Origin of the sequence: Collinsella aerofaciens, from assembly GCF_015561195.1 — a bacterium.
GTDB classification, from domain to species: domain Bacteria; phylum Actinomycetota; class Coriobacteriia; order Coriobacteriales; family Coriobacteriaceae; genus Collinsella; species Collinsella aerofaciens_AC.
In genome coordinates this window covers 61431-80486 of sequence record NZ_JADMSU010000007.1, presented here as the reverse complement: position 1 = coordinate 80486, position 19056 = coordinate 61431, and the positions used below count along the sequence as shown (strand labels likewise).

General features: G+C 57.1%; 17 protein-coding genes. 9 read left to right on the top strand and 8 right to left on the bottom strand.

The features are described 5' to 3' along the window. Position 1: 1 nt before the first annotated feature. Complete coding sequence (locus I2H81_RS07765) at positions 2-910, top strand: DUF4430 domain-containing protein (RefSeq protein ID WP_271817489.1); 909 nt, start codon at positions 2-4, stop codon at positions 908-910. Between the two features lie 159 nt (positions 911-1069). Here I2H81_RS07765 and I2H81_RS07760 read toward each other — a convergent pair whose 3' ends face one another. From I2H81_RS07760 to I2H81_RS07750, 3 genes are all read right to left on the bottom strand, one after another. Next, positions 1070-1477, bottom strand: coding sequence for a GtrA family protein (locus I2H81_RS07760; protein ID WP_055250894.1), 408 nt, complete (start codon positions 1475-1477; stop codon positions 1070-1072). A gap of 218 nt (positions 1478-1695) precedes the next feature. Continuing rightward, positions 1696-2091 carry a GtrA family protein gene (locus tag I2H81_RS07755; protein WP_006235398.1) on the bottom strand — a complete coding sequence of 132 codons (396 nt, stop codon included), beginning with the start codon at positions 2089-2091 and terminating at the stop codon, positions 1696-1698. A gap of 78 nt (positions 2092-2169) precedes the next feature. Next, the gene (locus I2H81_RS07750) at positions 2170-4086 is read right to left on the bottom strand and encodes a fructose-1,6-bisphosphatase (RefSeq protein WP_195645151.1); all 1917 of its coding nucleotides are present in this window, start codon (positions 4084-4086) and stop codon (positions 2170-2172) included. 320 nt (positions 4087-4406) lie between these two features. Between I2H81_RS07750 and I2H81_RS07745 the strand changes: the two genes are divergently transcribed. Beyond that, positions 4407-5297, top strand: a complete 891-nt coding sequence (locus I2H81_RS07745; RefSeq protein ID WP_195645150.1) for a DegV family protein — start codon at positions 4407-4409, stop codon at positions 5295-5297. Between the two features lie 80 nt (positions 5298-5377). Here I2H81_RS07745 and I2H81_RS07740 read toward each other — a convergent pair whose 3' ends face one another. Beyond that, the gene (locus I2H81_RS07740) at positions 5378-6469 is read right to left on the bottom strand and encodes a beta/alpha barrel domain-containing protein (protein WP_148332085.1); all 1092 of its coding nucleotides are present in this window, start codon (positions 6467-6469) and stop codon (positions 5378-5380) included. A 191-nt stretch (positions 6470-6660) separates the two neighbouring features. Between I2H81_RS07740 and I2H81_RS07735 the strand changes: the two genes are divergently transcribed. Then, a complete protein-coding gene (locus tag I2H81_RS07735) occupies positions 6661-6831 on the top strand; it encodes a hypothetical protein (protein WP_195645149.1) in 171 nt (56 codons plus the stop codon). Between the two features lie 24 nt (positions 6832-6855). Here I2H81_RS07735 and I2H81_RS07730 read toward each other — a convergent pair whose 3' ends face one another. Further along, entirely contained in the window at positions 6856-7959 is a 1104-nt protein-coding gene (locus I2H81_RS07730; protein ID WP_195645148.1) for an RsmB/NOP family class I SAM-dependent RNA methyltransferase, read from the bottom strand. A gap of 150 nt (positions 7960-8109) precedes the next feature. Further along, on the bottom strand, positions 8110-10260 hold the full coding sequence (locus tag I2H81_RS07725; protein WP_195645147.1) for a class I tRNA ligase family protein: 2151 nt from the start codon (positions 10258-10260) through the stop codon (positions 8110-8112). Positions 10261-10392: 132 nt separating this feature from the next. On the opposite strand from I2H81_RS07725, the gene I2H81_RS07720 reads away from it, so the two are divergent. Both I2H81_RS07720 and I2H81_RS07715 read left to right on the top strand, forming a co-directional pair. Further along, complete coding sequence (locus I2H81_RS07720) at positions 10393-10959, top strand: DUF3267 domain-containing protein (protein WP_195520709.1); 567 nt, start codon at positions 10393-10395, stop codon at positions 10957-10959. Between the two features lie 10 nt (positions 10960-10969). Then, positions 10970-11545, top strand: a complete 576-nt coding sequence (locus tag I2H81_RS07715; protein ID WP_195645146.1) for an epoxyqueuosine reductase QueH — start codon at positions 10970-10972, stop codon at positions 11543-11545. A 60-nt stretch (positions 11546-11605) separates the two neighbouring features. On the opposite strand, the gene I2H81_RS07710 is transcribed toward I2H81_RS07715, so the two are convergent. Together I2H81_RS07710 and I2H81_RS07705 are read right to left on the bottom strand one after the other, a co-directional pair. Then, positions 11606-12262: an XRE family transcriptional regulator gene (locus I2H81_RS07710; RefSeq protein WP_195645145.1), complete on the bottom strand. Its 657-nt coding sequence runs from the start codon at positions 12260-12262 to the stop codon at positions 11606-11608. Positions 12263-12264: 2 nt separating this feature from the next. After that, complete coding sequence (locus I2H81_RS07705) at positions 12265-13515, bottom strand: arginine deiminase (protein ID WP_195645144.1); 1251 nt, start codon at positions 13513-13515, stop codon at positions 12265-12267. Between the two features lie 252 nt (positions 13516-13767). Here I2H81_RS07705 and I2H81_RS07700 point away from each other — a divergent pair, with 252 nt between their 5' ends. The 4 genes from I2H81_RS07700 to queA all read left to right on the top strand — a co-directional run bounded on the left by I2H81_RS07700 (position 13768) and on the right by queA (position 18871). After that, positions 13768-15210, top strand: a complete 1443-nt coding sequence (locus tag I2H81_RS07700; RefSeq protein ID WP_195645143.1) for a YfcC family protein — start codon at positions 13768-13770, stop codon at positions 15208-15210. 28 nt (positions 15211-15238) lie between these two features. Continuing rightward, positions 15239-16483: an arginine deiminase gene (locus I2H81_RS07695; protein WP_138112878.1), complete on the top strand. Its 1245-nt coding sequence runs from the start codon at positions 15239-15241 to the stop codon at positions 16481-16483. Between the two features lie 32 nt (positions 16484-16515). Further along, positions 16516-17526 carry an ornithine carbamoyltransferase gene (argF, locus tag I2H81_RS07690; RefSeq protein ID WP_055285784.1) on the top strand — a complete coding sequence of 337 codons (1011 nt, stop codon included), beginning with the start codon at positions 16516-16518 and terminating at the stop codon, positions 17524-17526. Between the two features lie 133 nt (positions 17527-17659). Beyond that, positions 17660-18871: a tRNA preQ1(34) S-adenosylmethionine ribosyltransferase-isomerase QueA gene (queA, locus tag I2H81_RS07685; RefSeq protein WP_195645142.1), complete on the top strand. Its 1212-nt coding sequence runs from the start codon at positions 17660-17662 to the stop codon at positions 18869-18871. Positions 18872-19056 lie beyond the last annotated feature (185 nt).

Below are 19056 nucleotides of genomic sequence, written 5' to 3'. Positions count from 1 at the left end.
TGTGTCCAATAAATCCAAGGACGCTGACCCCAAGCAACCAGATTCCTCGTTTATCCAGCTTGACGATGCAAAGCAACAGGGCGCCGCTTCGGCGGCGTCCGCCCCTCGTCGCAAGGCGCTCCTCGGCGTCCTGACTGCCGCGTGCACCATTCTAATCGTCGTCTCGCTGGGCTTCGTCCATCCTTCCGAGAGCGGCGCCTGGTCCATCGACTGGATCATTCAGACCGTGACGGGGGAGAGCGTCGTCACCAAGGACGCCAAGGCGTCTGGCTCGACTACGACTTCGGGCGAGGCCAGTTCCAAGGATTCCAAGTCATCGAATGACGCAAAAGATGAGTCCAAGCATTCTGATGAGTCCAAGTCCAAGGACGATTCCGAGTCTTCAAACAAGGAATCGAACAAGAACTCGGATAACAAGAAGTCCGAGGACCAGGACGGCAAGAAGTCTGGCGATAAATCCGCTGCCCAAAATACGGGAGCCGGTGATGCTTCCAATGCGTCTGGCGGTGCTTCTTCGGGCGGTGGCCAGTCGTCCGATGGAGCCTCATCCTCTAATGGTGGAAACGCCTCCTCGGGCGGCCAGAGCGGCTCGCAGGAGTCCAGCTACGTAACAGTGACGGTTTCGGTCACATCGAGCGCTGTGGGTAATCCTGTGTCTTCTGGTGGCACCTTTACCTTTAACGAAGGCGCTACTGTCTACGATGCCCTGTGCGCGCTGGGCCTTTCTGTCAACGCACATGGCTCGTCGTACGGCACGTATGTCTCCGCGATTGGTGGTTTGGCCGAGAAACAGTACGGCGGTACGAGCGGCTGGATGTACTCCGTCAACGGCACAACGCCCATGACGGCCTGCAGCAACTACGTTCTCTCCAACGGCGACAACGTGGTCTGGTATTACGTTACAGGCTAGAGGCCTCGACATAGCGCGCCAGACGGGCGGTTCGGACAAACATCCGGGCCGCCCGTTTTTCATGCGAATGGGATTGGGCTGCCGGGTCTCTCAGCAAACAAAAAACCGGTTGGAATGGGAATTCCAACCGGTTATACATTCAAGCAAATAGTGAATTGACTACGACCGTGCGCCCTCGAGGAAGAAGCGGCGGCTGAAGTAGTTGTACCAGGTGACGAGGAACGTGGCGATGGCCTTCATGGCCTGGTAGCCGATGCTCAAAAACGTGACGCCCACAAACATGTATAGGTCGTTGAGGCCCAGGCCGATCACCGACAGGATGGTGAAGATCGTGAACTCGCGCTTGCGGCTCATGCCCTCGCGATGGTCGAACACGTACTTCATGCTGAGCCAGTAGTTGACCACGACGGACGTGGTAAACGAGACCGTGGTGCTCATCAAAAAGTCGAGGTGAAACAGCTCGACAAGCGCAATGAGCATACCCCAGTCGATGCCAAAGGAGATAAGACCCACGACAGCGAACTTGAGGAACTGCTTGGTATGAGGTTGTGCCAGTGCCTTGCGCACGTAATCACATCCAATGCGTTGATGAATCGAGCAGAGGATACTTTAGAGCTTTTGCAAGGGAAACGTAAGGTCTTTGCCAAGAACTATACGAACTCGCCAAATTTTCAAGAGCTAATCCGCAAACGTTGAAAATTTGCCCGTAAACGAGCAAAGCCCACGAACAACACAGCGCTCGACGCGCGTCATCCGTGGGCATCGTAAGGCTGTAAGGTTGCGAGTTACTTGGTCTCGTCGCCTTCCAGGAAGATCTTTCGGGTCACAAAGTTGTAGACCATGACAAGCGCGGTGGCGCAGATCTTGGCGATATTGGCCTCGAGTCCCAGACCGGCGTTGAGTGTCAACACGATACCGTCGTTGAGTGCCAGGCCGATCACGGACAGCACGACAAAGATAATGAACTCGCGGCGGCGGCTCATGCCCTCCTTGTGCGCAAACACGTACTTCATGCTGGCGAGGTAGTTAAAGATGAGTGAGATGATAAAGCCGCTGGTGTTGGCGATTAGGATGTTGAGGCCCAGACCGTAGTGGAGCAGATTCATAATGCCAAAGTCGATGACCGTGGCAATGACGCCGACGACGCCAAACTTCATGATCTGCGCAAGGAGCTTTTGCATGGTACCTGCCTTATGGTGGCGCCGGGGCGCCGTGGGGATGACAAACTCAGCAAGTTTAGCCAATCCCCACGGGTGGTGCTAGGCGCGCTCCTCGATAGCACCGTTTCTATATGCATCGAGCAGCTGGCGCAGGTCCTGGATTTGGCTGCGAATCTTGGCGCCCGTATCGGTATCGCTGACCATGCGGCGGCGGTCTGCTTGGTCAAAACGGTTGGTCTCGCTCTCGATGTCCACGTTGCGTGTGAGTGCCTCGGCAACCGTCGTAAAGGCCCGGTGCGACTTGAGACGGCAGCCGCGCGAGCTCGAGATAAGCGTATAGCCGGCGATACCCGTCTTGGGATGGTAGGCGCGGCAGAAGCCGCCATCGATGACCAGCAGCTTACCGTTGGCGCGGATGGGCTGCTCGCCCTTGGTGGTTTTAACGGGCGTGTGGCCGTTGATGATGTGGCCGGTCGGTGAACATGCCATGGGCGTGACGCCAAACTCGCGCATGATGTCGTCGCAGACCGAGGGCGACTTGGTAAGCGTAAAGTACGGGTCCATCGGCTCGACCCAGGTGCTCTTATCGGCGATATAGGCGCGCTCGAAGGTACGCACCAGGCGTCCGCTGGCGGGTGAGTTAAAGCCGATCCACAGGTACCACATCCAGTCGAGAGCGTCGCGGTCGCCCACGCGCCAGGCGCGGCGGGCGATGTGGTCGCAAAAATCGAGATAATCGCGGCCAGTGTGCCAGGTGCCCAGGCAGTTCATGCTGCTAAAGGTGCCGTCTTCGTTGAGTGGCACGCAGCCGTGGAACAGCAGGTTGCCGTTGGCGACCTTGTACATGGAGCCGTGGGTATAGAGGAAATCGATATGGCGATGCAGGTGATCGGCGGTGACAAACTCGGACACGAGCTTGTCGATGATGTGCTGCTCTTGGGGCGTGAGCGTGTAGGGGTCCGCCGGATCGACGGTGGGGAAGTCGTTGGTCGTGAGCGGCCACACGCTGCCGTCGGCGAGCGTGACCGTGCCGGTGTCATGATCGATCTTGTCGAGTAGCAGGCGGTCGGTCATATCGAACTCGGGGTGGCGCTGGATAATCTGGCCTTCGAGTTTAAAGAGCAGGACGTTGATGGCCTTGATCAGCGGGGTGATGGACTCACCGGCGGTGTAGGTGGCGTCGGCGAAGGCGACAAGCTCACGCAGCGAGATGCCGTAGTCGTTCTCCAGGATCTCGTAGTTGTCGTAGCGTAGGTTGTTGCGCAGCACCGTGGCGATGCAGGCGGGCTCACCGGCCGCAGCGCCCATCCACAGCAGGTCGTGGTTGCCCCACTGGATGTCGAGCGAATGGTAGGTGAGCAGGCGGTCCATAATCTTGGCCGCGCCGCCGCCGCGGTCGAAGACGTCGCCCACCAGGTGCAGGTGGTCGACGGCCAAGCGCTTGATGAGCGAGGCGAGCGACTCGATAAAGTCGTCGGCGCTGGCGGTCTCCAGAATGGACTCCACGATGCGCTCATGATAGCGCACGCGATAGTTGTTCTCGTCCGGATGCGTGTGCAGCAGCTCGTCGATGATGTAGGCGTAATCGCGTGGGATGGCCTTACGCACCTTGGAGCGCGTATAGCGGCTCGAAAGCGAGCGGGCGACCATGATGAGCTGGTCAAGCATCGTCTTGTACCAGGTGGGCGAGTCCTCGCGCTGGCTGCGGACCAGCTCGATCTTCTCGCGCGGGTAGTAGATGAGCGTGCACAGCTCGCCCTTTTCGTCAAAGGTGAGCGTGTCGCCAAAAATCTCGTCGACATGCTCGCGCACGACGCCCGAGCAGTTGTTGAGGATGTGCATAAAGGCTTCGTACTCGCCATGCACGTCGCTCATAAAATGCTCGGTGCCTTTGGGCAGGTTGAGGATGGCCGAGAGATTGATGATCTCGGTAAACGCGGATTGTTCGGTGGGGAACTGTCTCGACAGCAGGCGCAGATACTTGAAGTCTTGCGGGTTGCGATCGAATGCGACCATGAAACACCTTCCGATGGGGCTGGTAAAACTGATAAACAGCGTCAAACGTTTACCAGTATGCGCCGCTTTTGTTTCGATTTTGCGCCAGCGGCTGAATTGTCGGCTGAACGGTTTGGTAAATCGATTTAGTGAAGGTAGATGTGTTGGTCGGGTGGAGACGACAGAGGGTGTTTTCTCAGATATTTATGCGTCGGGTCGGTGGAGACGATGGTGGTAAAGATGTTCACTATTTTTGGTTCGATTTGGTAAATAGTGGACATATGTACCGCATGTAGGCTCACTGTGCAATAATTTGCGCAGCAATGAGTAAGGAGCCTCATATGAGTGATTTTGTCCTGACCTGTGAATCCGCCGCCGATCGAACCCGTGAGTTCTTTGCGTCGCGCAATATCCCTGTCGTGTGTTTTCATTACGAGATCGACGATGTTGTCTATACGGACGATCTGTATCAGTCGATTACGCCGGACGAGTTTTTTGCCCAGATTGCCGCGGGCGCCATGCCCAAGACGTCTCAGGTGAGCGTGGGTGAGTACGAGGAGTTTTGGGAGCCGTTTGTTGCCGAGGGTAAAGACGTGCTGCACCTGACGTTGTCGTCGGGTATTTCGGGCACGTATGGATCGGCCTGCGTCGCGGCGCAGATGCTTGCGGATCGCTATCCCGAGGGCGGCAAGGTGCGCGTCATCGATTCGCTGGCGGCGTCTTCGGGCTTTGGCCTGTTGTTGGAATATGCCGCCGATGTGCGCGATAGTGGGGCTTCACTCGACGAGACGGCTGCCTGGATCGAGGAGCACAAGCTCAACCTGCACCACTGGTTCTTCTCGACCGATCTGTCGAGCTACCTGCGCGGCGGTTGCATTTCGGCCGCGAGCGCGATCATCGGCACGGCGCTTAAGATTTGCCCGCTTATGACGGTCGATTGCGAAGGTAAGCTGTCGCCACGTGAGAAGATTCGCACTAAGAAGCGCGCGATTTCCGAGATGGCTAAGACCATGATGGCACACGTACAGGACGGTGCAGATTATTCGGGTAAGTGCATCATGTCGCAGTCGGCGTGCCGCGAGGATGCCGAGGCGGTCGCGGCGCTGATTGAGGAACAGGTTCCGCAGCTTAAAGGCAAGATTGAGATCAATGACATCGGTACTCTGATTGGCTCGCATACTGGACCTGGTACGGTGGCGCTCTTCTTTATGGGCGACAAGCGCGTGGATTAATTTGCCCCATCACGTCGCTGCATGATTGCTCAAACGAAAACGGCCCGCCTCACGTTTGTGGGGCGGGCCAAGATGTTTTGCTAGCGTTTCTTTCCGCGGAAGAAAAAGCCGTGCAGTGACGGCTTGAGGCCGCGGTTGGCGCGATGCTCCTCGACGCGCTCGTGGATCGAAGCGACGCGCTCGATGACTTCGTCGGGAATCGGCACATCGGGATTCATGTTCTCGACTTGGCTGACCTCGGCGGCGGCGACCTGGTCGATAATGGGCACATCGTCGCGCGAGATGACAGGTGTGGCGTCTTCCTTCATCTTGCGATAACGCTGCATCATGTCGGCCTGTAGCTGCTGTGCCGAAGGCGGCGTCCAGATGATGGCGTTGGCGCCGGCGGCGATGGTCTCACGGATGCTCTCGGGCGTCTTGCCGCCCGGCGCGATGAGCGGCAGGTTGGGATAGTGCTCGCGCAGTTCACGCAGGACCTGGGGCGTGTTTTTGCCGGCGGCGATGTTGAGAATCTTGGCTCCGGCGCGCACTTTGGCATGCGCATCGTCGTCGCAACGTACGACCGTGGCGATGACGGGGATGTCGGCGATGTTGGTGATGTGCTCGACCATCTCGGCAGTAGCGGGGGAGTTGACCACGCAGCCCGCCGCGCCCTGCATCTCGGAGACGGCTGCCATCTGCACGGAGCGCTTACCGGTCGTAGTTCCGCCGCCCACGCCTACAAAGACCGGGCACTCGGCGACGGTCAGCAGCGCTTGCGTAATGGCGGGCTGCGGCGTGAAAGGGTAGACCGCAAAAACGGCATCGGCGTTGGAGTTGCGGATAACCGCGACATCGGTAGTGTAAATGAGCGACTTGATGCGGCGGCCGAAGAGCGTGAAGCCGCTGGCCTCCTCGATCTCGTCGGGCATGCGAAGAGCAGCCTTGCGCAGACGTCCGTCGATGGGCAGGGGCTCCATGGGGAGCAGTCCGTTGGGGGTCACGGCTACCTGGGGCTCGGTGAACTCGTCTGCGAGCTCGACCTCGGAGAAATCGACCGAGGCGACGATGTCCTCGTGAACCTCGGCGGGTACATCGATGGGAGCTTGGTCGTTTGCCGCGGCAGGCGTGTCGAAGGAGCTGGTGCCGACAAAGGCGTCGACGCGTTCGTTTAGGTCGTTGAGGGTATCCATGGAGGCTCGATTCTATGCGATGGTGGCCGGCGCGATGCAGCCGGAATTGCGAATGCTAAATCGTTTGACGAGTTGATTTTTCCCCGCCGCACCATCCGTTAGACCGAAGGGCGGGAGAACGTGAAGGAGCTGTGGTGGCGAGGATCGAGGTGCTATCTTGAAAGTCCCGTTTAAAAGAGAGGTGACGCGGTATGGAATTGACAGCAATGTTTGGCTCGATTGGCCTGTGCGTGGGCGCAATCGTTGCCGCCGCGGTCATCTACTTTGTGGTCACGGCCATTAAGGGCAAAAGGGCCGATCGCAAGGAGCGCGCGATGCTTAAACAGCATCGCGACCAGCAGGGCAAACGCGCACAGAGATAGCTTGTTGAGTTTTTGATCCGTGCGCTAGCTGCGTTTTCGGATCAGGGCAATGTAGAAGCCCTCAAAATCGCGGCTAGGCGGAATGGTCAGCGTGCCGGGCATACCGTTGGCGATGGCCGAGACATGGCCGGCGGCGATGGCCTCGGTGAGGGCGTTGCACTCGATATGCGGCTCCTCGCCGGCATCCTGGGCGCGACGCGCTTCACTTTCGCTCGGTGTGCCGTCGAGGGGGATAAGCTCGCAGTCCATGTGCTTGTCGAGGGCCTCTTGCAGGGCGTCCTCGTTTTCCTGCGGCAAGATCGAACAAGTCGAATAGACGAGCGTGCCGCCCGGTTTGAGGGCACCCATGGCGCGGTCCAGAAGCGCGCGCTGCGAGCGGGCGCACTTGCAAAGCAGCTGCTCGGTGAGCCCGCGCAGACTTTTCTCGTTGCCGCTGATGACGGTGCCCGTGCCGGTGCAGGGAGCGTCGAGCAGGATGCGGTCAAAGCGGAAGAACTCGTCGAGCTCGCGTGCGTCGATGCGCATGACGGGTACGTTTTTGGCACCTTGGCGGTGGAGGTTGGACTCAAGCTTTTCGGCGCGGGGAATGCTCATCTCGCAGGCCGTGAGGTGTGCCTGGCCCTGGGTGAGGGCGGCGATCTGCGTCGTCTTGCCGCCAGGGGCTGCGCACATGTCCAGGATGTCCTCGCCTGCCTGGGCGCCCAACACCAAAGGCGGCATCATGGACGACAGGCTCTGTAGGTAGATCTTGCCGTCGCGGTAGATGTCGAGGTCCCATAGGTCGGAAACCTGGGCCTCGGGCAGGATAAAGGCGTCCGGATACCAGGTAACGGTTTGGTGCGCGATGCCGGCGGCATCGAGCGCCGCAACGATGTCCTCGGCGGTTGCCTTGAGCGTGTTGGCGCGCAGTGTGACCGGGCGTGTGACCGCGGCGCCGAAGCCCTCGATCATGAGCTCGGCATCGGCGGGCGCATAGGCGCCGGCGACCGTGTCGACCATAAAGCGCGGCAGGTCGGCGGCGGAGTGTTGGGCGGCAAGCTGGTCGGAAAGCTCGGTGGAGGCAAACTGCCTGAGCTTGATCTCGGGCTTGACCTGCTTTTTCTGCTTACGACGACGCGGCTTGGACATCCGTCTTTCCTTCCCATTCCATTAAAAGTAGTCAATTTGGGACGGGGCTATTTTAGCTGCCCGTCCGTTTCGGCAGGCGTTGCAGTTAAATTTGGGACGGGGTAGCTAAAATAGCCCGTCCCAAATTGACTACTCTGCCTTGGTGTTGGCTTAGTACTGGCTCTCGTGCTTGCTAAAGAAGTCGAAGCGCGGGGGCAGCGGCTTCACGCGGTGGTCTCCGGGCTTCTCGCCCAGGCTCTCTACGAACTCGTCCGTGGAGGCAAAGATGTTGTTCCAGCTAAAGAAAGCGACCGGATCGACGTCGAAGTACTCGCAGATGAGCTCGCACCCGGCCGGGACGATGCCGTGCATGAGCACGGTCGCCACGCGCAGCTCGGTAAAGGCGTCGACGAGGGCCTGCGTCATTGCGGCGTTTGCCTCGTTACCCTCGAGCTTGTTGGCGGCCTTGGAGGCATCGCTCCAGCGCTTGTTGGCGGCGCGCAGGTAGTCGTCGCACACGGCAAGCGCGCGGTGCGTCTCGAACTTGTACATGGCCTGCTCAAAGGCAAGAGCTGCCTGCTCGGCAGCCTCGACCACGGCGGCAGAGGCGGCACCGGCGGGGATGCAGCCGTTGCGATAGGGGCTCTCGTCGCCTTCCTTGACGGCGACGCCGTAGAAGCAGCTGCGGGCCAGACGGTTGAATACGCCGGTCAAAAGGGCGCTCTCCTTAAGGGCCGGATCGATAACGCGCTTGTCGTCGCAGGCGCGCACCTCGTTGCCGTCCTTGTCCTTGCCGGTCACGCGCGTGTCGTATGCCTTGGGGCTAAAGCTCACCGGCTTCTCGGACAGGCCGAGCGACAGCCAGTGCGCGCGCATCTGCTCGCAGGTGTAGTGGTTGAGCAGGTCGTCTGCCGGCGGGGGAGGCGTCTGCGAGGACGAGCTGGCTTTTTTGCCCATGTAGAGCAGGTGATAGCAGGCGCTGACGGTGCTCTGCGTAAGGTCCCAACCCAGGGCCTCCCACATGGCGGTCTGAGCGATGCAGTAGAAATAGATGTTGTCCTGACCGATGAACTGGTAGATCTGAGCGTCGTCAGAGCACCACCAGTCGCGCCAGTCGAGCGAGCTGTGCTGGTAGGTGGGAGCGGGTACCTGCGTGGAATCGGCAGCGGGCTCGCCCATGAGGGCGGCATCCTGGGCGGCGACGCCCTCGGTTACGCCGGCGGCCTTGGCATCGCGTGCGAGCACGGTACGCGTATAGCTGATGGGCGCCCACAGGCTCTCGGGCCAGCACCAGCAGGTGACGTCGGAGACGCCATCGACCTCGGGCACCGGAACGCCCCAGTCGATGTTGCCAGTGATGCGGAAGGGCACGAGTGCCTTGCCGCTGCGGAAACGCACGCCACCGTTGGCGAGCACCGCGTGGGCATCGTCGCGTTCCTTCCAGCTGGGGAAGGTGACGGTAAAGCTGCTCTTGTTGCCCTCGGGCTCCAGGACGGTGTGCTCGGGAAGCTGATCCTCGACGGCATCGAAGGCCTCGCGGAACTTGTTCTGAATATAGAGCTGAGCCGGCAGCAGCCACTCCTCCATGGTCTTGGAGACCACGGAACGAACCTGCGGGTTCTGGGCGAGCTTGGCGGTGTAGGTCTTCATAAAGTCGAGGTAGGCCGGCAGGTCGAAGTAGAGGTTGTCTACCGGGCGCAGCTCGGGCACCTCGCCGGTGAGCTGGCTCTTGGGCGCGATGAGCTCCTCGGGCTCAAACTGGTGGCCCAGGTCGCACTCGTCGGCATAGGCTTTCTCGGACTTGCAGCCCTGGATGGGGCAGCGGCCGATCACCTGACGGCCGTTGAGGAACGTGCCGGCCTTGGCATCGTAGAACTGCAGCGTGGAGCGCTTGGAGATGGTGCCCTGCTCGTGCAGGCGCTCGATAATCTCGGCGGTCACCTCGTTGTGGATCTGGGCCGCCGGCTCAAGGCCCGAGCCGCCGTAGATGTCACAGCTGATGTTGTAGTTGTTGAGGGTCGCGGCCTGGCGGGAGTGATTGGACTCGACATACTCGCTAATGGACTTGTCGTAGCCCTCGTTCTCCTTGAGCTTGCGGTAGCTCTCCATGATGGGCGAGCCATAGCAGTCGGTGCCCGAGGTGAAGATGACGTTCTCACGGCCCAGGCGGTCGCGCAGGAAGCGGGCGAAGAAGTCGGCAGGGACAAAGACGCCGCCAACGTGGCCAAAGTGAAGGCCCTTGTTGCCGTAGGGCTCGCCGGCGGTAACGATGGCGCGGCGAGGCCAGCTGGGACGGTCATTCATGGAGTATTTGGATGCCATGGGACTCCTTCGCATATGGTGAGGGCGCGGCCGGGCGCGGGGCTCGGCGGCGCGGTGGTCAATTCGTGCATATCGTTCGACATTATCGCACATGCGGACGGGTACGTGGCAGGGGCGCTATCCTAAGATGCTATGAATGAGATTTCCAACATACATGCGTTTGAAGACGAGGATTTCCTGCACGCCTGCTTTGTGTGGGGGATGGCCGTGCTTGGTGCATTTGCCGTGTGCCTGGTGCCGGTGTTTATGCTGCTGGGTGGGCCCGCGGATCTGGACGCGGCTGACGCGGGCGGTTGGATGGCCGTCTTGGGCTGGATAGTCGGCTTGGCTGCGATCTCAATGGCGTCGTTCGCCGTGCACGAGCTGGTGCACGGTGTGTTTTTTAAGCTGCTGGCGCCTGCGGGCGCGAAGGTGACCTTTGGGGCGAATCGCGAGACGGCGATGATCTATGCCTGCGCCGAGGGCGTTGTGTATTCGCGCCGGCGGTACATGGCGGTTTGCCTGGCGCCGACGGTTGTTGTGACGGCGGCGCTTGCCCTGGGGTTTGCGTTTTCGGGCTATCCGCTGCTGTGCTACCTGGCGGCCGGCTTGCATTTGTCGGGCTGTGTGGGCGACTGGTATTACGTGCGGACCATTTTGCGCGACCGCCGCATTGTCGCCTGCGAGGATACGTCCTTTGGCGTGCGCTTTTTCGGGTGAGGAGATGTCGATGAAGCCGTTGTTGCTGCATGCGTGCTGTGCGCCGTGCTCTCTTGAGCCGGTCCGCCTGCTGCGCGAGGAAGGGTTTGAGCCCACAATCTGCTGGACAAACCCCAATATTCAGCCGCACGATGAATGGCAGCGGCGTTTGGACGAGCTGCGCCGGTGGTGTGCCGATGGCGACATCGAGCTTATCGAGGCGGGGGAGGACCGGGAGCGCTGGGAGGCCGGCGTGGCCCCGCTGGGCGCCGATCGAGCCCGTCGCTGTCGCGCATGCTATGCCCTGCGTCTGGCCGAGGCGTGCCGTGTGGCCCAGGAGCGCGGGTTTGAGTTTGTGGGCACGACGCTCGCCGTCTCGCCGTACCAGTTGTTCGAAACCTGCAATGATGTGTTGGAGCGTCTGGCTGCTGCCCGCGGTCTCACTCCGGTGATTCGCGATTTTCGCACGTATTACCCCGAGGCGACACGTCGTTCGCGCGAGCTGGGCATGTATCGGCAGAACTACTGCGGCTGCCGTTTCTCGGCCGTCGAGGCGGCCATGGACCGCGCCCGCATCCGCGACGAGCGCAAAGCGTCCAAAAAGTAGTTCTTTTGGGCTGGGGCTTTGAGCTGTCTGTGCGGTACGGTCGTTTTTGGGAAAGTCGATTTAATTAAGCGTGTGATCGTGGCTCGCTTGATACCAAACGACGACTCCTATGATTCTAATCCTCCGTTTGTTAAACATCAGATCCGGACTTGCTGTTGCATATGAATGGGACGACAGCACAATCATGTCGTTTCCTTCTGCAAATCGCCTAATTACCGGTGTTTTACCGTCTGCGAGCGCCAATACAGCACAGCCGTTCCAAGGCTTTGCGGTGGTATCGACAAGTAGTAAGCTGCCGGGAGGGTAAATGCGGGACATTTCGTCACCTTTGATTTTAACGAAAACGCTATGTGGGTGACGCTTGGCTACGTCTACAGGCGCGCAAGCATTTTGTTGGCTGTGCGTGATGCGGCGCTTTTGCGATTCGATATCGATGACGGGAAATGCGCCCTCCATTTCGCGGATAGCAGGGTTTTCGTCGGTGACGATTCTTTTATTTGCGAGCTTTACGGCCAAACCGTTTTCCTCGCCAACAAGTTCATCGCGGGTGCAACCGAAGAGCGCTTGTAACTTTTCAATATGGCGCTCACGGGGGGCATACCGACTTTTTTCCCAACGACAAACGGTCTCTTTAGATACCCCCAACATCTCTGCAAGTTGCGCCTGACCAAGATGCTCCATGGTGCGGAGTTTACGAATATTTGCCCCGAAGCCCATGGCTATAGATCCTCTCGCCACAGAGGGAGGCATAGACAGTTTGTGCCACCATAGCCTTTGGTGAGCTCGTCAATGGATAACGGGAATAATTCCATTCCTGCTTTCTCAAGCGCTTCGTTGGTCCAAACGTTTTCTTCATATACGCATAGTTTTCCTGGCGAGAGCGCAAGGATAGACGTTGCGTTGTTCCGGCGCTCTCTTTCGTAGGCGGTTTGATTCCCGCCTCCGCAGTCAATTACTTTAATTGGTTCGCAACAGGCTACAGAGAGTATTTCCGGAATCGTGCGATCGATAGGAGTGATCGTAAGGCCCTTTCCGGATCGTTTTAGTTGAATGCTGTATGCATCAACGGCATTGCATATCTCACGATCGATGAGGAACGCGTCGTGATCAATTCTACTTATGAACGTATCGAGGTGGATACGCAGCCCGTCAGAGGGGACTCGAATCGCAATTAGCTCGGTGGTCTGGAATTTATTTGAGGTCAGGAGCTCTTTGGCAAGTGACTCGACGGCGGCGGGTTCAGTTCGGTCAGAGATTCCAACTAATAATGTCTTAGCACTGATAACAAGAACGTCTCCGCCTTCGATATGGTAACTACTCCTGTTCAAATCACATACCGGGGTTTCTCCCATGATCTTGTGGTGGGTGAATATCTGCCGGTATAAGGCGACCTCACGATCACGCTCAGGCCAATACATATGATTTAGGATGATGCCGTCTCCGACTACCACAGCAGGATCACGAGTGAAAAAAAGCGTGTTGAGGGGATTGACCAAGAGCGAGGCGGGGTCAAATTGCTCGTGCACGAGCGCCCGTAGTGTTTCCGACTGGTTTGAACATAGCTCAGTGTCTCCAAAGCGAATGCCGTTAAGTACTATATTCACCAATTCCTGGGTGTTCTTAGCGTTCTCAAACAGCTGGGTTATTGTCTCGAGGAACTCTCTGCCTGTTGCCCCACTGCAACGGAGGTAGTCATCAATAAAACATTTAAGTGATTGGGGCTCAGTTTCAAGTGAGTCTTCGAGAAGGTCCCTAATTTCAATGGTTTCTACGCCATGTTTCTCAAGCAATTGAACCATGGAATCGTGCTCATATATTGCTTTGTCGAGGTCAAAACGACCGCTCCATTTTCGCAGGGAGAAAACTTGGCTGAAGTCGGCATCAGGGTAGTTTTGTGTTTCAGCTCCTGGTCGATGGACAAGTACGGCTTTTAAATGACCGATTTCATTTGTTATGTGTATGCCTTGCATGTCTGTCTCCTGTCCTACTGGTTTTTATATAAGGCTAAGGCAGGTTCCTTGTTGTGTTGAGGAAAAGTTAAAAGACGTATGTAATTGATAAATAACATCAATTTAAAATATCAGATTGATTAATAACGTCACTTTAGCTGCCGTTCATAGGTGAAAAGCGACACGATGGCGATGATTGGCCGACACCGCTGAGCAACCTCATACATTTATGGTGCCAGCTGGATAGATGGGAAAAGGAATGAAGGAGGAGATATGGCAGCGGAAAGTTCGAAAGGCATCAAGCAGTTCAAGGTCCCGCACGTATATGCGATCATCTTTGCACTTATGGTCATCTTCGCTGTTCTCACGTGGATTGTTCCCTCTGGGTCCTATCAGCGTCAGGAGGTGAACGGTCGTGAAGTCACTGTCGCAGGTACGTATGAGCAGAGTGAAAAGACATATATTGACGAGGAAACCGGGGATGAAGTAGATCTCAGACAAGGCGTCTTCGATGTTCTTCAGGCTCCAACGCGCGGTATACAAGAGGCAATTGAGGTCGTTGCATTCATCTTGATTGTGGGCGGTTCGTTTCAGGTTATTACTAAAACGGGCGCTATCACGAGCGGAATGGGCCGTGTCGTTCGCCGCTTTAAGAACAAAGACATTCTAATTATTCCTATTGCGATGGTTCTCTTTGCATTGGGCGGAACGAGCTTTGGCATGGCGGAAGAAACTCTCCCGTTCTTTGCGATCTTCATGCCAATTATGATGGCTATGGGCTTCGACTCGATGACGGCGTTCATGGTCGTGTTCGTTGGAGCGCGCACGGGTTACATCGCCTCAACGATTAATCCGTTTAATGTTCTCATTGCGCAAGGTATTCTTGGTATTCAGGGCAACCCCCAGCTGTGGCTGCGTATGATTGCCTGGGTTGTTTTGACCGCCGTTGCAATTACTTGGGTTGTCCTCTATGCACGAAGGGTAAAGAAGAACCCTGAGTCATCGATCACATTTGAGGATGATATCGCCAAGAAAGTCGAGTTCGCTGCCGATGAATCTGCCCTTGACGCGGAATTTACGGGTCGTCAAAAAGGCGTGCTTGCGGTATTTATCGCTGGAATGTGCCTTATCATCTGGGGACTTGTGACCCAGGGCTGGTATATGAACGAGATTTCTGCGGTCTTTTTGGCCATGGGCCTGTTGGCTGGTGTTATTGCGGGCTTTAGTCAGGACGTCATCGCTCAGGAATTTGTTGCGGGTATCGCTGACTTTGCTTTCTCGGCAATTGTCGTTGGACTTGCGCGTGGCATCCTTGTCATTGCCTCTGACGGCATGATCATTGATACCATCCTCAATGCGCTCGCTACTGGTCTGGGCGGCATCCCGGCGGTTCTCTTTACTACGCTTCTTTATGCGGTTGAGAACCTCCTGACGATTCTGGTTCCCAGCTCATCTGGCCTTGCAGCACTGACCGCTCCCATTTTTGGACCTTTGACCGAACTCATGGGCCTTAATCCCGAGGCTGCCGTGTGGGCTCTCTCCATGGGTAGCGCGACGATGTCTTTGATCTGTCCTACTAGCGCCATTCTTGTAGCGGGTTTGGGCGTGTGTAAGATCAAACTTGGCCAGTGGTGGAAGACCGTTTGGAAATTCTTCCTGGTCGTGTCGCTCATCAATATCGTATTCGTAGCAATCTCGGGACTTATTGCCCTGTAGGTTTCATGGCTGAAATGGAGTAACAGGAATGTCTAAAGGACTGAATGTACACAGCGAGATTGGTAAGCTCAAGAAAGTTGTGCTTCACCGCCCCGGTCGTGACCTTGTGAACGTAAAGGCGGAAGAGTTCGAGGATGTCTGGATTCACGACTGTTTCTATCTTGATGTGGCTCAAAAGGAGCATGATGCCTTTGCGGATCTTCTGAGGAGCGAAGGTGTTGAGGTTCTCTATATGGAGAAACTCGTTGCTGAGGCGCTGGATGCATGCCCCTCGGCTCGCGCTGAGTTTACCGATACATTTATGGCTGAGAGCGGGATTGTCAATCCTCTGCTTGAGCAGGCTGTTCGTGAAAAGCTCGACGCTATTTCAGATTCGTATCAGTTTGTACTTGAGGCTATGGGGGGGTATCGTTATCGTGACCTTGAGCTGCCTCGCGTCTCGACTACGCTTAGTATGATGGATAATGAGGATGCGAAGCCCGATGATTTGGTGTTGAAGCCTCTTCCGAGCTCGTATTTCTCTCGCGATCCTCTTGCTTCCGTGGGCAAAGGCGTTCTGCTTCACCATATGTATTGGAAACAGCGAGATCGTGAAGTGCCCTTCTATGAAGCGATTTTCAAATACCATCCCGATTATGTAGGGACTCCGATTTGGTACGACCATAAGAATCCCTGGCATATCGAGGGCGGTGATGTGCTTAACATTAACGCTCATACCTTGGCTATTGGAATTAGCCAGCGAACTGAGGCGGCTGCGATTGAGGAGCTTGCAAAGAATTTGTTCTGGGGATCTGGGAATTCTGAGATCGATACCGTTTACGCTATTAAAATCCCCAACGGCTATGCTTACATGCATCTTGACACCGTTTGCACCATGGTGGATTTCGATAAGTTCACAGTTTATCCCGGTATTTTTGAGACCCTTCGTGTTTATCGTCTGACTCGTGGTGACTCTGAGGGAATGGTCGCTGTTCAAGAGATTGATGACACGCTTGAACATATTCTTGAAATGGCTACTGGCGTGGAGAAGGTGCAGCTTATTGAGTGCGGTGCCGGCGATATGGTTGAGGCATCTCGCGAGCAGTGGAACGACGGGTCGAACACTCTTGCCGTTGCTCCTGGTAAAGTCTGTGTTTACGAGCGCAATGTTGTCACAAATGATGAGCTCTACAAGAACGGTTTGGAACTTTTGGTCGTTCCCTCCGAGGAGCTGTCCCGCGGTCGTGGCGGCCCGCGCTGCATGAGCATGCCCTTCTGGCGCGAAGATATTTAGTTGCAAATCCACTGTGATAGGAGATGGCGAATATGGGTGTTAACATCGCTGGGCGCAGTTTTCTGAAGCTGCTTGATTACACGACGGAAGAGATTGAGTATCTGCTTGAGCTTTCTGCTAACTTCAAAAGCATGAAGCGTGCCGGTGTTCCGCATAAATACCTTGAAGGTAAGAATATTGTTTTGCTATTTGAGAAGACTTCCACGCGTACTCGTTGCGCCTTCGAAGTTGGTGCACTTGACCTTGGCATGGGTGTAACTTATTTGGATCCGGGCTCGTCCCAGATGGGCAAAAAGGAGTCGATTGAGGACACGGCTCGCGTCCTTGGCCGCATGTATGACGGAATTGAATACCGCGGCTTTGAACAGGCGAAGGTTGAGGAGCTTGCTGCAAAAGCTGGGGTTCCCGTTTGGAATGGGCTGACTACTGAATTTCACCCGACTCAAGTGCTTGCCGATATTTTGACCATGCGTGAAGAGTTTGGAGAGATTAAGGGCAGGAAACTTACATTTTTTGGTAAGGCGGCCGGAAACGTCGCTGATTCGCTCATGGTCATTTGCGCTAAGCTCGGCATTAACTACTGTTCTTGCGGCCCAATCGGGGGAAATTCGGAGGGGGCTACATCCTATGATCCTGAACTCCTTGCAGAATGTAGTCGTATTGCGGCCGAGCATGGATCGACGATTACCATTACAGAGGATATTGAGGAAGGCGCTCGTGATGCCGATGTAATTTACACGGATGTTTGGGTTGGCATGGGTCAGCCCGCAGAGCTGTGGGAAAGCCGCATTAAGCTCATGTCGCCGTATCGTGTGACCGCTGAGGTGATGTCTATGGCAAAGCCCGAGGCGATTTTCCTCCACTGCCTTCCGAGCTTCCACGATACTAATACTACTGTTGGTGCCGAAATTGCTGAGAAGTTTGGAGTTACCGAAATGGAAGTCACGGACGAGGTTTTTGAGTCCGATAAGTCTCGTGTTTTCCAAGAAGCGGAGAATCGCATGCATACGATTAAGGCGGTGATGTACGCAACGCTTAAGTAGCGGGGCGTTGAGAAAACAGTCGCAAATCTGTTTCCATACTATATTTCTCTCAACAAGCTGATAGGATACAGGGGAGAATGATGCGCGCGTCAGTCGATTTTTTCGACTGACGCGCTTTGTGAAAGAGGCAAAGATGCGTACCGATGATTTTGACTATAACCTGCCCGAAGAGCTCATTGCCCAGGCTCCTGCCGAGCCGCGCGACTCCTGCCGCCTGCTGGTGGTGGATCGCAAGGGCTCCCAGGCGGGAACGCCGCTGGAGCACGGCGGTACCGTTGAGCACCGCATCTTCCGCGACATCATCGACTATATCGAGCCGGGCGACGTGCTCGTCATCAACAAGACGCGCGTGATGCCGGCTCGCCTGATCGGTCGCAAAGCCGGCTCGGGCGGCGTGGTCGAGACGCTGCTGCTCAAGCGCCGCGAGGACGTGGATCCGCTGGGCCATGTTTGGGAGTGCCTGGTCAAACCGGGCAAGCGCCTGAAGCCCGGTGCTCATATTGAGTATCGCGCCGGTGGCGCCCATGCGCCCGAGGGGGCTCCCGTGGTGCTGACGGCCGAGGTTGTCGACTTTGTCACCGATAGCCGCGGCGGCCGTCTGGTGCGTTTTGAGCCGGCCGGTTGCAATGCCGCCGGCGACCCGCGCACGCTCGACGAGGCCATCCATGCTGCCGGCCACGTGCCGCTGCCGCCCTACATTACCGATTACGAGGGCGATCCCGAGAAGTACCAGACCGTCTACGCCATGAAGGAGGAGCACTCGGCCGCTGCTCCCACGGCGGGTCTGCATTTTACTCCCGAGCTCATGGCTGCCATCGAGGCCAAGGGTGCCAAGTTTGCCGCCGTCGAGCTCGAGGTGGGTATCGATACCTTCCGTCTGGTGGAGGAGGACGACCCCGCGCAGCACGTGATGCACACCGAGCGCTACCACGTGTCGCAGGAGGTTGTCGACGCCGTGCATAAGGCGAAGGCCGAGGGCCATCGTGTGATCGCCGTCGGCACTACCGCAGTGCGCTCGCTCGAGAGCGCGTTTGACGCGGACGCGCCGGTGTCCGATCCGGCTGTGACGGCGCGCTATTTTGAGGGCCGCGAGGACGGGGCCGACACGCTCGGCCGCGGCGACATCGTGGTGCGCGAGAACGCCACGACGCAGCTCTACCTTATGCCCGGCTCGACCTATCACGTGGTCGACGCGCTGATCACGAACTTCCACGTGCCGCGCTCCACGCTCATGATGCTCGTAAGCGCACTTGCCACCCGCGACCAGATCATGGATGCCTACGCCGCTGCTATCGAAGAACGCTACCGCTTCTTCAGCTTTGGTGACGCCATGCTCATCTTGTAGGTTACGGCGTTTTACAAACGCCGTAACCGGTCGACGCTGCGCGGGCCGCATTTGGACAATCTGACGTTCAACTTCAAGGGCGCGACCAGAAGGTCAGCGCCCTTTCGTTTCACGTCACCTTGCCTCAAATGCGACCCGCTCGCTGACTCTGCCATAACATCGGCATTTCTTTGGTTGTCAAGAGA

Excerpts from the sequence above, each read along its gene's own strand:
- I2H81_RS07705 (WP_195645144.1), bottom strand. The coding sequence starts at position 13,515 with ATGCAAGGCATACACATAACAAATGAAATCGGTCATTTAAAAGCCGTA.
- argF (WP_055285784.1), top strand. The coding sequence starts at position 16,516 with ATGGGTGTTAACATCGCTGGGCGCAGTTTTCTGAAGCTGCTTGATTAC.
- queA (WP_195645142.1), top strand. The coding sequence starts at position 17,660 with ATGCGTACCGATGATTTTGACTATAACCTGCCCGAAGAGCTCATTGCC.
- I2H81_RS07700 (WP_195645143.1), top strand. The coding sequence starts at position 13,768 with ATGGCAGCGGAAAGTTCGAAAGGCATCAAGCAGTTCAAGGTCCCGCAC.
- I2H81_RS07755 (WP_006235398.1), bottom strand. The coding sequence starts at position 2,091 with ATGCAAAAGCTCCTTGCGCAGATCATGAAGTTTGGCGTCGTCGGCGTC.
- I2H81_RS07735 (WP_195645149.1), top strand. The coding sequence starts at position 6,661 with ATGGAATTGACAGCAATGTTTGGCTCGATTGGCCTGTGCGTGGGCGCA.
- I2H81_RS07715 (WP_195645146.1), top strand. The coding sequence starts at position 10,970 with ATGAAGCCGTTGTTGCTGCATGCGTGCTGTGCGCCGTGCTCTCTTGAG.
- I2H81_RS07730 (WP_195645148.1), bottom strand. The coding sequence starts at position 7,959 with ATGTCCAAGCCGCGTCGTCGTAAGCAGAAAAAGCAGGTCAAGCCCGAG.
- I2H81_RS07695 (WP_138112878.1), top strand. The coding sequence starts at position 15,239 with ATGTCTAAAGGACTGAATGTACACAGCGAGATTGGTAAGCTCAAGAAA.
- I2H81_RS07720 (WP_195520709.1), top strand. The coding sequence starts at position 10,393 with ATGAATGAGATTTCCAACATACATGCGTTTGAAGACGAGGATTTCCTG.
- I2H81_RS07725 (WP_195645147.1), bottom strand. The coding sequence starts at position 10,260 with ATGGCATCCAAATACTCCATGAATGACCGTCCCAGCTGGCCTCGCCGC.
- I2H81_RS07710 (WP_195645145.1), bottom strand. The coding sequence starts at position 12,262 with ATGGGCTTCGGGGCAAATATTCGTAAACTCCGCACCATGGAGCATCTT.
- I2H81_RS07740 (WP_148332085.1), bottom strand. The coding sequence starts at position 6,469 with ATGGATACCCTCAACGACCTAAACGAACGCGTCGACGCCTTTGTCGGC.
- I2H81_RS07745 (WP_195645150.1), top strand. The coding sequence starts at position 4,407 with ATGAGTGATTTTGTCCTGACCTGTGAATCCGCCGCCGATCGAACCCGT.
- I2H81_RS07750 (WP_195645151.1), bottom strand. The coding sequence starts at position 4,086 with ATGGTCGCATTCGATCGCAACCCGCAAGACTTCAAGTATCTGCGCCTG.